13 protein-coding genes are annotated in these 11,704 nt (G+C 73.6%); 5 read left to right on the forward strand and 8 right to left on the reverse strand.

From position 1 onward, the window contains the following. Nucleotides 1-194: 194 nt before the first annotated feature. From ACN263_RS11360 to pdxY, 4 genes are all read left to right on the forward strand, one after another. Nucleotides 195-1,136: a hypothetical protein gene (locus ACN263_RS11360; protein ID WP_422739756.1), complete on the forward strand. Its 942-nt coding sequence runs from the start codon at nucleotides 195-197 to the stop codon at nucleotides 1,134-1,136. 145 nt (nucleotides 1,137-1,281) lie between these two features. After that, complete coding sequence (locus ACN263_RS11365) at nucleotides 1,282-1,425, forward strand: hypothetical protein (protein WP_422739757.1); 144 nt, start codon at nucleotides 1,282-1,284, stop codon at nucleotides 1,423-1,425. Between the two features lie 465 nt (nucleotides 1,426-1,890). Beyond that, a complete protein-coding gene (locus ACN263_RS11370) occupies nucleotides 1,891-2,673 on the forward strand; it encodes a S1 family peptidase (RefSeq protein WP_422739758.1) in 783 nt (260 codons plus the stop codon). Between the two features lie 166 nt (nucleotides 2,674-2,839). Then, nucleotides 2,840-3,691: a pyridoxal kinase PdxY gene (gene pdxY, locus ACN263_RS11375; RefSeq protein ID WP_422739759.1), complete on the forward strand. Its 852-nt coding sequence runs from the start codon at nucleotides 2,840-2,842 to the stop codon at nucleotides 3,689-3,691. 60 nt (nucleotides 3,692-3,751) lie between these two features. Here the strand turns inward: pdxY and ACN263_RS11380 are convergent, their stop codons facing one another. Further along, nucleotides 3,752-4,678, reverse strand: coding sequence for an acetamidase/formamidase family protein (locus ACN263_RS11380; protein WP_422739760.1), 927 nt, complete (start codon nucleotides 4,676-4,678; stop codon nucleotides 3,752-3,754). A gap of 91 nt (nucleotides 4,679-4,769) precedes the next feature. Next, entirely contained in the window at nucleotides 4,770-5,696 is a 927-nt protein-coding gene (locus ACN263_RS11385; protein ID WP_422739761.1) for a hypothetical protein, read from the reverse strand. Nucleotides 5,697-5,915: 219 nt separating this feature from the next. Between ACN263_RS11385 and ACN263_RS11390 the strand changes: the two genes are divergently transcribed. After that, on the forward strand, nucleotides 5,916-6,665 hold the full coding sequence (locus tag ACN263_RS11390; RefSeq protein ID WP_422739762.1) for a cellulose binding domain-containing protein: 750 nt from the start codon (nucleotides 5,916-5,918) through the stop codon (nucleotides 6,663-6,665). 94 nt (nucleotides 6,666-6,759) lie between these two features. Here the strand turns inward: ACN263_RS11390 and ACN263_RS11395 are convergent, their stop codons facing one another. From ACN263_RS11395 to ACN263_RS11420, 6 genes are all read right to left on the reverse strand, one after another. Beyond that, the gene (locus ACN263_RS11395; RefSeq protein WP_422739763.1) at nucleotides 6,760-7,557 is read right to left on the reverse strand and encodes an SAM-dependent methyltransferase; all 798 of its coding nucleotides are present in this window, start codon (nucleotides 7,555-7,557) and stop codon (nucleotides 6,760-6,762) included. A 108-nt stretch (nucleotides 7,558-7,665) separates the two neighbouring features. Next, on the reverse strand, nucleotides 7,666-8,046 hold the full coding sequence (locus ACN263_RS11400; protein ID WP_422739764.1) for a YccF domain-containing protein: 381 nt from the start codon (nucleotides 8,044-8,046) through the stop codon (nucleotides 7,666-7,668). 83 nt (nucleotides 8,047-8,129) lie between these two features. Then, complete coding sequence (locus tag ACN263_RS11405; RefSeq protein ID WP_422739765.1) at nucleotides 8,130-8,864, reverse strand: cellulose binding domain-containing protein; 735 nt, start codon at nucleotides 8,862-8,864, stop codon at nucleotides 8,130-8,132. Nucleotides 8,865-8,935: 71 nt separating this feature from the next. Continuing rightward, nucleotides 8,936-9,316: a DUF742 domain-containing protein gene (locus tag ACN263_RS11410; protein ID WP_422739766.1), complete on the reverse strand. Its 381-nt coding sequence runs from the start codon at nucleotides 9,314-9,316 to the stop codon at nucleotides 8,936-8,938. Continuing rightward, nucleotides 9,294-9,743 (reverse strand): roadblock/LC7 domain-containing protein, encoded by a 450-nt coding sequence (locus tag ACN263_RS11415; RefSeq protein WP_422739767.1) that lies wholly within the window; start codon nucleotides 9,741-9,743, stop codon nucleotides 9,294-9,296. The genes ACN263_RS11410 and ACN263_RS11415 overlap by 23 nt, the downstream gene beginning before the upstream one ends. After that, the gene (locus tag ACN263_RS11420; protein ID WP_422739768.1) at nucleotides 9,740-11,701 is read right to left on the reverse strand and encodes a nitrate- and nitrite sensing domain-containing protein; all 1,962 of its coding nucleotides are present in this window, start codon (nucleotides 11,699-11,701) and stop codon (nucleotides 9,740-9,742) included. Before ACN263_RS11420 ends, ACN263_RS11415 begins: the two co-directional genes overlap by 4 nt. Nucleotides 11,702-11,704 lie beyond the last annotated feature (3 nt).

The raw sequence follows: 11,704 nt of genomic DNA on the forward strand, positions 1-11,704 counted from the left end.
GCGCGGGCGGCCGTGGGTGCGGGGGCGCGATATGCTGACGGCGGCAGAGCGCCTGCCCGCGCCCGATGTGGTGGCCCACGCCCGACCACATGCCCGGGGCCAAGAGTCGCCGACTCCGCGCGATCGTGTCGATTCTCGGCGTGCCGGTCACGCCGCCCGCTCCGTGGAGCGCGTGGGGCTGCACCGGAGGCGTCATGTCCGATCACCCGTCCCGCCGTACCCCCGTTGCCGGCCGCGCTCGCAAACGCGCCATCCGGGAGCAGGCGGCTCGCAGCGGCGTCAGCTACTCGGTGGCCGCCCGGCAACTGGAATCGGTCGGTCTGGCATCCGGCGAGACCCTCGCCACGCACGGCCGGACGATCTATCCAACCGGCGGCGACCCGTACCGTCAGGGTCTCGTGGACCGCCGCGAACGGCGCTCGTTCGGCGAACGGCTGGCCGACACCCGCCGGGCGGCGACCCTGCCGGAGGGCCGGGCCGCGCATCTCGTCGAACGTTTCCCGCCCGGCCGCGGACCGGCCGGCACCGGCGTCGGCCGGCTCTACCACGGCGAGGGCCGGCAGGATCTGCTCGCCATGCTGTACCTCGTCGTCGCCGCCGAGTCGCCGGGACTGCTGCCCGAGGTGGGGGACGTCGCCTGGATCGCGGAGCTGGGCGAGGAGACGGCGGTCGACACGGCCTGCGCCGACGTCGACCGTGAGGCCCGCCGGCTGCTCGACCGGACGTCGACGCGGCTCTGGTCGGCGATCGAGGAGGCGTTGGCCGTCGTCGAGGCCGGCGTCGACGGGCAGCTCCGCCAGGCGGCGGTCCGCCAGGGCGCGCTGCTGCGCGCGATGATGACGCCGCGCCTGCAACACGGAGACGAGCCGTACGTGCCGGGACTGCCGACCACCGGGGTACGGCAGATCCTCGACGCGCTGCTCATCGTGGCCGACGACGGGCACGCGCCGGGCACCCGGGTACGACGTGTCGCCGGGGCGGACGACGCGCGACCGGCCACGATCGTCGGTGCGCGGTGGGGATCGGCCGGGCCGCCGATGGGCTACGTCGTCTGGCCCGACGGCGCGACGGCGTCGGTACCAGTCCCGCCTGACGGCCTGATCGTGCTGGCCGGGCAGGAGTCGCAGGCGCGGTGAGCCGGCCGGGTCGACGGCGCGGAGTCGGGGGTTGGTGCGGTCGCCGGCCACTGCCATAATGAGCGTGGCGCCCGTCGATGTCCGTGGGCCCGGGGGAAGCCCTCCGCAAGGCGCGGATGGTGGGGGTCGAAACCCGGAGGCCGCGATGGACCTTGTTCCCGACGCTACCGTCCTCTCCAGCCTGGTCGATCTGCTCGGCGCGGTGCTGCAACTCGCCGCGGCGGCGGTCAGCCTGGTGGCGGTCGCCGCCGCCCGGGGGCGTCGCCGTGGGCGGGACCGCGACGTCTAGGCGGTGTCTTCAAAGGATCCTGGTGGGGCAGGATATAGCACGTGCCTCGATGGACTGAGTCGGACTCTGGCGTTCGTGCTCTCGGGCGGCAACGTCAACGACTGCACCCGCTTCAGGCACACCGTGCGTCTTCGCGACCGCATGCCATGCGACCGGCGGCGACAACACCCTGATGAGGGTGATGCCTGTGAGTCATCTAGATGACTCACAGGCATCGCACTCATCAGCATTACCGCCGCCGCTCAGCGCCGCGGCCCGACCGCGCTGATCGCGGCCTCGTTCCAGGCCACCGCCACCATCGCCGCGCCACTTGAGTGGTTGTGAACCTTTGAAGACACGGCCCAGGTCCATAACTTCGGGGTACGACCCAGCGGGGATGACCCGCAACATCTATGTACATCAATACGATGGCCGCTATCGATCAGGCTCGCTCACGAGGCGTGCCGTACCGAAGCGGAGGAATGCATGGTTCGCTGGCGTACCCTCACCGGCCTGGTGGCCGCCGCGCTGGCCGCGGCCAGCCTCACCCTCGCGGCCCCCGCCGCGGCCGACAGCCCCGTCACGCCGAACGTGGTCGGCGGCACCCGCGCCGCCCAGGGCGAGTTCCCGTTCATGGTGCGGCTCTCGATGGGCTGCGGCGGGGCCCTCTACAGCTCCCGGCTGGTGCTCACCGCCGCACACTGCGTGGGTGCGACCGGCACCAACACCAGCATCACCGCGACGCTCGGGGTGGTCGACCTCCAGTCGTCCAGCCGGATCACCGTCCGGTCCAACTACGTCTACCGGGCGCCCGGCTACAACGGCAACGGCAAGGACTGGGCGCTGATCCGGTTGGCCACCCCCGTCACCGGGCTGAGCACGTTGAAGATCGCCACCACCACCGCGTACGACAACGGCACCTTCACCGTCGCCGGCTGGGGCGCGGCCCGCGAGGGTGGCGCGCAGCAGCGGTACCTGCTCAAGGCGACCGTCCCGTTCGTCAGCGACTCCACCTGCAACGCCAACTACGGTGGCGACCTCATCCCGGCCGAGGAGATCTGCGCCGGCTACGCCAGCGGCGGCACGGACACCTGCCAGGGCGACTCGGGCGGCCCGATGTTCCGCCGCGACGCCACCAACGCCTGGATCCAGGTCGGCATCGTCAGCTGGGGCAACGGCTGCGCCCGGCCCAACTACCCGGGCGTCTACACCCAGGTGAGCTACTTCGCCTCGTCGATCGCCTCGGCTGCGGCGAGCCTCGGCGGCTGACCGTACGCCATCTCGGGCGGCCCGGACGTCGGCGGTCCGGGCCGCCCGTTCGTGCCGGGCGGCCGGTCGACGGTCAGGCCCGGCCGGATGCGCGGCGACAGTGGGCCAGTCGACAGAATGGGCGGCCCGCGCATCCCCCGGCGATGCGGGCGGCCATGATGAGTCCGTGCAGATCCTGTCCATCCAGTCGTCGGTCGCGTACGGCCACGTCGGCAACTCGGCCGCCGTCTTCCCCCTGCAGCGTCTCGGGCACGAGGTGTGGCCGGTGCTGACCGTCCACTTCTCCAACCACACCGGGTACGGCGCGTGGCGCGGCCCGTTGCTGGCTGCCGCGGACGTGGCCGAGGTGATCGCGGGCATCGCCGATCGGGGCGTCCTGGGCAGCGCCGACGCGGTGCTCTCCGGCTACCAGGGCGACCCGGCGATGGGCGCGGTGATCCTGGACGCGGTGGCCCAGGTGAAGGCCGCCAATCCGGCCGCCGTCTACTGCTGCGACCCGGTGATGGGTGACGTCGGGCGGGGGATGTTCGTCCGGCCCGGCATCCCGGAGTACCTGCGCGACACCGTCGTGCCGCGCGCCGACATCATCACCCCGAACCACTTCGAGCTGGACTTCCTCGCCGGCCGTACGACCACCACCCTCGCGCAGGTGCTGGAGGCGGTCGACGTCGTCCGGGCCACCGGGCCGAGGCACGTCCTGGTGACCAGCGTGCTGCACGACGACGCGCCGGACGGCACGCTGGAGGTGGTGGCGGTCTCCGACGAGGGCGCCTGGGCGGTGACCACCTCGCTGCTGCCGATCAACCCGAACGGCGGCGGCGACGTCACCGCGGCGCTGTACCTGGCGCACCTGTCGACCACCGGCTCACCGGCCACGGCGCTGGAGCGTACCGTCTCCTCGGTCTTCACCGTCCTGGAAGCGACCCTCGCGGCGGGCACCCGGGAGATCCAACTGGTCGCGGCGCAGGACGCGATCGCCGAGCCACCGGCCCGGTTCACGGCCCGCCGAATGCGGTGACGACGCGCGAGGGCGCGCCCGGTCCGGCCGGCGCGAGTCGCGGCGGACGGACGCGCCCGCTCAGCGCAGCGCGTCGTCGCGCAGCACGGCGTGCGCGCCGACGGTCTGGTTGACGATCTGGGTCACCCGCACGTCGACGACGACGCTGGCCAGCGCCGCCGCGTCCGGCCGGCTGAGGCCGTGCAGCCGTTGCAGCAGGGTCAGCATCTGCTCCAGGGCCCGGAACGTCGCCTCGTCGAGGGACGCTCCCAGGCCCAGCGTCAGCCAGGCGTCGGCCGTACGGGCGACCGGGCCGGTGACCGGGAAGTCGTCGCGGACGTCGAAGGTCAGCGTCACCTCGTCCATCGGGCACTCGATCGCCGTGCCGCCGACCTCGCCGTCGCCCTGCGCGGCGTGCCCGTCCCCGACCGAGAACAACCCTCCGTCGACCGGGATCGGCAGCAGCAGCGTGCTGCCGGCGGTCAGGTCCTTGCAGTCCAGGTTGCCGCCGCAGTCGCGCGGCGGCGTGGTGGAGTGCCGCCCCGGCTCCGCCGGCGGCATGCCGAGCACGCCCATGAAGGGCCGCAGTGCCACCGTGTGGCCGTGCTGGTTTCGGCCGGTCATCGCCACCGGGTCCAGTTCCCAGGCGTGCACCACCTGCGTCGACTCGACGCCGTAGCGCTCGTTGAAGCCGCTCGGCCACCCGCCGGCCACCGTCGTGCCCCACCGGCCCGGGACGATCGCGTCGACGCGTACCGCGAGGGTCTGGCCGGCGCGAGCGCCGCGGACCGCGACCGGTCCGACGAGCGCGTGGCCGTCGCCGGTCCGGTACTGCGGGGCCCGGGGACGGTCCCGGTTCGCGCCGCCGGGATAGGGGCCGTCCGACCACCAGCAGTCCAGGGTGCGGTAGGTGACGGTGTCGCCGGGGTCGATGGTGAGCACCGGCTCGAGGTCGGGGGAGAAGTGGCCGTGCAGGGTCTCGTCGTCCGGTGCGAGGGTGTGTCGCATCCGCGCAGGTTACGTGGCCGCCCGGCGCGGCGCGATCCTTCGTGCGGGTGCGCGGCCGACCAGGTGCCGGCCGCGCACCCGCGCGGATCGGTCAGTCGACGGTCGGCGGCGCCGTCCGGGCCGCCTCGGAGAGGGCGGCGGCGGCACCGGCGTACGGGTTGTAGCTGTAGCTGCGCGCCAACCCGGCCGGAACGGTGAAGTACTCCACCGACAGCTTCGCCGGATCGCTGGCCAGCTCGCCCCGGGCGGGCACGTCGTTGCCGTCGTCCCAGCCCCAGGGGGCGTTCGCGGAGTTCGTGCCGCAGCTCCAGGTGCCCGAGCCGCAGCCGCCGGAGGTGTCGCCGGCGAAGGTGCCCAGGCTGGCGAAGAGGTTCGCGTTGGTCCGCTGCGCCCACAGACCGCCGGCGGCGAAGATGTCGACGAGCTGGTAACGGACGTTACGGTCGTCGCCGCTCTCCGGCGTCTCGGCCACTGTGGACGGGTAGTAGACCAGGCCGTCGCCGTTGATCGCGTACTGCGGGTACGCCTTCAGTCCGTGGCCCTGCGCCTCCTGTGCGGTGACCGGGTGCGAGAAGGAGTCGTGCGGCGACGACTGGAACTGCAGGGTGCCGTCGACGCTCTCCCGGCCGCTGGTCCAGGTGCTGCCGGCCGGCGTGTACGAGTAGAAGTCGCTGTGCGCGACGGTGACCGCCCCGCGCAGCACGACGTACGTGGAGCCGTCCCGCTCGATCGCGAAGAGCACCCCCTCGCCGTCGTTCTCGTGCTCGGTCTCGAAGAACGGGTGGTCGGTCCAGTCCCGGGGGTGGAAGAACAGGTACGTGAGGTACCAGTGCGTGCTCGTCTCCACCACGGAGTAGTACACGTGCGCGGCGAGCGACGTGCCGGACGTCCCGGCGCGGTCCCAGTTGTTGCGCCCGTTCAGGTCGCCGTCGAAGTCCACGGCGGTGAGGTAGTCGCTCCGGCCGCCCAGGGCGTGCGTGCGTCCGACGGGCTCGCGACACCCCGCTTGTATCGACATCCGTCGAATGCCATGCTGTGGTTCGGCCGCGCTCGGGAGCCGGCGCGGTCGACCCCTGTTCCGGAGTCGGGGACGCGCGAGGTGGCCCCACCACCCGCGCCCGGGCAGTCCCCGTCAGCGGCCGCATGCCGATCGCCGTCGGGCGGCCGCGCAGATCCGGATCCGTACGGTCGGCCGCCCACGCGTGGCCGCGACGGCGACGGCTTCTCGGAGGTACGGATGCGTCGCATCTTGCTGGCTCTCACGACCATCGCCCTGACCACCGCCATGACCGGCTGGGCCGCGACGACCGGTGTCGCCCAGGCGGCGCCGACACACACGGCGTCGGTCACGGTGGCGCCGACACCCACGCCCACGCCCGCCTGCCCGCCGGCACTGCCCATCGGCGGTCGGCTGTCCGCGGCCACCACCACCAGCCTGACGATCGCCTACTACATCGCGATGAGCCCGCCGTGCGGCTACCGACCGCCGATCACCGTCGGTCTCTTCGCCAGCCGCGACGACGCCTACTCGTGGCAGAACCCGGTGGCCGAGTTGGTCTCCACCGAGCGCGACGGCGTTGTCACCTTCGACCGGCTGACGCCCGACACCGAGTACTGGTTCGGGTTCCGCGACTCCGACGGCCGGTGGGAACCGTACTACGGTGGGTCCGTCCGGACCGCCCCGCTGGAGTCCTGCCGCGCGACCGCCACCATCGACTCCCGCTGGGGTACCGGCTTCGTCGCCACGGTGACGGTCCGCAACGTCGGCACGCAACCGATGGACCAGTGGCGCGTCTCGTGGCGCTGGGCGGGCGACGAGCGGATCCAGGCGGTGTGGGGTGGCGTCGTCGACCCGGCCGGCGCCGATGTGGTGGTGCGCAACGCACCGTACAACGGGACGCTGGCGCCGGACGGGGTGACGACGTTCGGTCTGCTCGCGACGGCCAGCGCGCCGCCGGCCGGGCTGACGCTGGCCTGCACGCGCTGATCGGGGCGACCCAGGCCGTGTGTCGAAGTCCCTGGACTCCGCCTCGGCTCGACCGAGGACTTCGACACACGGCCCAGCCGGGGTTCGGCGTCGGTCAGGGCTTGCGGGCCACCGCGCCGTAGGCGTCGATACCCCGGGCGTCGGCCTCGTCCGGACGCCACAGCGGGATCGGCACGAGACCGGGCTCCACCATCGTCAGCCCGGAGAAGCAGCCGGCGAGGTCCGCCGGGCTGCGCAGGATGTACGGGACTCCGCCGTTCTCGGCCAGTCGCTGCGCGCCGGAGACCACCTCCGGGCTGGTGTTGGTGCCGTCCCAGAGCACCAGGTAGCTGCCGGACGTGGTGGCGTCCATCGTCCGCCCGACGATCGAGCGCACCACCTCCAGGTCCGGCTCGTACCCCAGCACGCCCATGAACATCACGGCGATCGGCTGGTCGAAGTCGAGCGTCTTCGCTGCCTCGGCGAGGATGGCCTCCGGGTCGTGGTAGTCGGCCGGCACGTACGTCGTGACGCCCTGGGCGGTCGTGCTGGCCAGCAGCGCGCGGGCGTGCACGAGGACCATCGGGTCGTTGTCGACGTAGACGATCCGCGCGTCGGGTGTGCTGGCCTGGGCGACCGCGTGGGTGTTCTGCATGGTCGGCAGGCCGGTGCCGATGTCCAGGAACTGCCGGATGCCCGCCTCGGCGGCCAGGTACCGGACCGCCCGGACCAGGAAGCGGCGGGACTGCTGCGCCATCAGGACGATCTCCGGGTAGACCTCGGCGACCGCGTCACCGGCCGCCCGGTCGGACTGGAAGTTGTCCTTCCCGCCCATCCAGTAGTTCCAGATCCGCGCCGCGTGCGGCACGTCGGGCTGAAGCGTCGCGGTGAGTTCTGCGTCCGGGCCGGCCATGCCAGGCTCCTATCCGAGGGGTCCGTCGGGGGTAACCGGATTGTCCACTATCGACGCAGCCGGCCCCGACCGGGTCGCCCGCCGTAGGACGGGCGACCCGGCGACCCGTCACGGCACGTCGACGACCTCCCGGCCCAGCGGCCAGAAGGCGGCCGGGACGAGCTTGAAGTTGGCGACGCCGAAGGGGATCCCGATGACCGTCACGCAGAGCGCGATGCCGGCGAGGATGTGCGACAGGGCGAGCCACCAGCCGGCCAGCACCACCCAGAGCACGTTCGCCAGCCCGGAGCCGACGCCCGCGCCTGGCTTGGGCACCAGCGTGCGACCGAAGGGCCACAGCGAGTAGACGGCGAGGCGCAGCGAGGCGACACCGAACGGGATGGTGACGACCAGCAGGAAGCAGATCAGCGCGGCGAAGCCGTAGCCGATCGCCAGCACGAGGCCACCACCGAAGATGAGCCACAGGACGTTCAGGACGAAGCGAATCACCCTTCCAGCATGAGCGACGCCCGCCACCGGGGTCGGGCCGGCGGCCCGAGCCTCGGCGGCCGGGGTAGGTTCGCCGGTCGGGGTCAGTCCGCCAGACCGCCGCAGGCGACCCCGTCGATCGTGCACGCCGTCGGCGTCGCGCCGACCGCCGCGCCGTTGACCCGGAACGTCACCCGCGTCGAGGCGCCACCCGGCACCTGCCCCGCGCTGCCGTCCGGCACGAACGTCCACACGGCGCCGTCCTGCGTGGCTCGCGCGCCCTCGACCGCGCTGACGCGCAGCGACTCCCGGGGCAGCGTGACGGCCAGCGTCCACCCCGTCGCCAGCACCGGCCCCGGATTGCTGATCGTCACGGTCGCCCCGTAGCTCAGCAGGGCCTTGTCCTCGATGGCGAAGGCGGCGGCGAGGGCGGCCGGGGTCGGCGGGGCCGACGAGGGGGTCACGGCCGGCGCGCTCGTCGACGGCTCGGCGGGTGGCGGCGCGGCGCTGGCCGAGGGCGACCCCGCGCCGGTCGGGCTGGTGGCGGCCGGACGGGCCTGCCCCCGGGGCGTGCCGGGACCGGGCGTGCCCAGCTGGTCCACCGACGGCGGCGCGTCGAGGGTCACCGGCGCGAGCTGCTCCGGGGTACGCACCACGCCGACGATCGAGACCACCGTCGCCACCACCACCCCGAGCGCCGCGACTACGGCGACCCAGGTGGCCCGCGACACGTCGGCCTGGCCGGTGACCACCCGCCGTACGGCTGCGGCGGCGGCCACGATCCGGTCCAGCAGGATGATCGCCACAGTACGCCGTGGCTGCGGCGGTGTTGCCGGCACTGCCTTTCTCCCCTTCACTTCGTCACCGGACGCCCGCCCGCGACCGCTGGGTCGCGGTGGCACCCGAGCGGTCACAGGGCGCGCAGCCCGACGAGTATCGACTCGAGCAGCTCCTGCGACGGCACCTCCGACAGCGACGGCGGCTCGTGCGTCTCGATCAGTCCCGCCCCGAGCAGGTCACCGAGCAGGACCCGGACGGTGCCCAGCGGCAGGTCCAGTTCGGCGCTGACCTCAGCCACCGACACTGGATGGTGACACAGCTCGACGATTCGCGCCTGTTCGGGGAAGAGTGACGTCGGCGCTGTCGTCGATCTCCGCGCGACGACCAGCGAGATGAGGTCGAACCGGCCGCGCTCGGGCGTGGTACGCCCACCGGTCATCGTGTACGGACGGGCGACCGGGCCGGCGTCGTCGTCGTACCACGCCTCGTCAGCGGAGCCGGCGCTGGGCACCAGAATCTCCGCTCCTCGCCGCCGCAGCGGTCTGCAGGCGGATCGGCAGGTGCCGTTCGGCCTGCCCGACGAAGAGCGCGACCTCGTACGCCATGTCGCCCACCTCGACCTCGTCGCCGGAGATCCGGACGGTCAGGATGGTCCCGTTCGAGATGGTGGCGACGAACAGGAAGGCCCGCGACATCTGCACCACGATCTGGCGCAGCCCGCCCGCGTCGCAGGTCCGGGTGGCGGCCAGTCCCAGCGCCAACAAGCCGGCGACGATCCCGGAGATCTGTTCGGCCAGCTTCGCCTCCACCTGCCGGGAGCCGCCGAGCGGGAGCCCGTCCGGGGAGAGCACCACGGCGAACTCCGCACCGCGTACCCGGTCGACCAGGCGGTCCAGCGCGCCGGTCAGGCTGTCCTCGGTGACCACTGCGTGCGTCATCGATGTCTCCTCGTTGTTCTCGTGATCGGCAGCTCGACGGTCTCGGGGCCGGCGTTGCCGGGACCGGGCACGGTCGGCCCGGATTGGCGGACTCGCATCGGCAGCCCGTCGGCGCTGCCCGTCCGGCCCGCGTCGGCCGCAGCGGGCCGGGGCGGAGCGCCGGACGTGGGCCGGTGCGCGGCTCCGGCGGCCACCGGGCCCGGTCCGCCGCCGGTCACGGTGACCAACTCCGCCGGCAGGTACACGATCGCCGCCGTCCCGCCGCGCCGGCTGGGCCGCAGGGTGACCTGGGCACCGCACCGGGCGGCCAGCCGGGCGACCGCGTACAGCCCCCCGGCGTCGGTCGGCGCCTCGCTCGGCGGGCTGGCGAGCAGGTGGTTCAGCGCGTCGAGCGCGGCGGCGTCGAGGCCGGGACCGTCGTCGACCACCGCGATCGCGCAGCCGTGCGGCCGGTGCTCGCCGGTGACCCGGACCGTGGTGTCGGTGGCCGAGACGGTCAGCGCGTTCTCGATCAGCTCGGCCAGCAGGTGCACGACGTCCGTGACGGCGGGACCGGCGAGCGACCACGGCCAGTGCGGCGCCACCAGGACCCGGTGGTATTCCGGCACCTCGGCGACCGCGCCACGGGTCACGTCGAGCAGGGGGACCGGGCGTCGCCAGCGCCGCGCGGGCGTCGCGCCGGCCAGCGTGATCACCTTCTCCACGTTGCGGCGGATCCGGGTGGTGAGGTGGTCGAGCTGGAACAGTTCGTCGGCCTCCGTGGCGTCGCGCTCGCGCCGCTGCATCGCGTCCAGCAGGTCGAGCTGGTCGCGCAGCAGGACCTGGTTGCGCCGGATGATCCGTAGGAACAGCTCCGCGGTACGACGATCCGGCCCATCGCCACCGCCGTCGCTCACGGCGTCCGGCGGCACGGGGTCGACGGGTGCGGCCGGCGGCTCGGTGCCCGGCGCGGCCTGGTCGTCGGGCTCCCGGCGGACGGCCCCGGCCCAGCCGAACAGCACCGCCAGTACGGCGATCAGCCCGAGACCCACCACCAGGCCGGTCCGCCCCACGACCACCGCGGCGCCGGGCGTGGCCCGTTCGACGCTCGCGCGGGCGGTGCTGGTCACCGACTCGTGCAGCGCGTTGAGGGCCGGGTCCGCCGCCGCGCGCCAGTCCTGCGTGCTGACCCCGCGCAGCGCGTCGGCCCGGTCGGGGCGCAGCAGGGTGTTCTCCACGGCGAGCAGGCCCGCGAACTCGGGGCCCGCCACGAGCCGCTGGTGCTCGCCCTGGCCGCCGTCCGGCAGGCCGGCCGTCGCCTCGGCCCGGGCGTACCGCTGCACGGCCACCAGCTCGCTCAGCCGGCGGCGCTCCTCGCTGCCCAGCCGACCGCTCACCACGGCCGCCGTGACCAGGGTGTCCTCCCGGGCCAGCAGCTCACGGGCCCGGGCCAGCGCGATCACCGCACGGGTGTCGCCCGCCAGCCTGCTCTCGTACGCGCCCCACTCCGGTCCGTACACGTCGAAGGCGGCGTCGACGAGCGTGTCGTACCCGTCGACCGCCCCCGCCTGGTCGAGCTGACCGTCGTCCAGCCGGGAGCGGATCGCCCCCAGCCCGTTCAGCCGCCGGATCAGGGTGTCGGCCCGGTCGCGGACCGTGCCCGCGCTGAGCAGGCGCAGGTCGTGTCCGTTCCCGAACGCCCGGACCTGCGCCGCCGCCCGGTCGGTCGCCGCCCTCGCCTCGGCCAGCGTGGCCCGCGCGGGCGCGGCGCCGGCCAGTGTCTCGACGGTCGCCCGACGTTCGGTCTGCAGACTCAGGACCAGCCGGTCGATGGGCTGGCCCAGGGTGTCCGCCAGGGCCCGCACCCGCAGCAGGTCGACGGCGTCCTGGCAGGTCAGATAGGCCGCGTACGACCAGAGCGTGAGCAGCACCGCCGCTGCCGCGAGGAGCCGGACCCCTGGCCGTCCTGCGCGCGTCACCTG

Source organism: Micromonospora sp. WMMD729 (assembly GCF_049315225.1).
Classification (GTDB): domain Bacteria; phylum Actinomycetota; class Actinomycetes; order Mycobacteriales; family Micromonosporaceae; genus Micromonospora.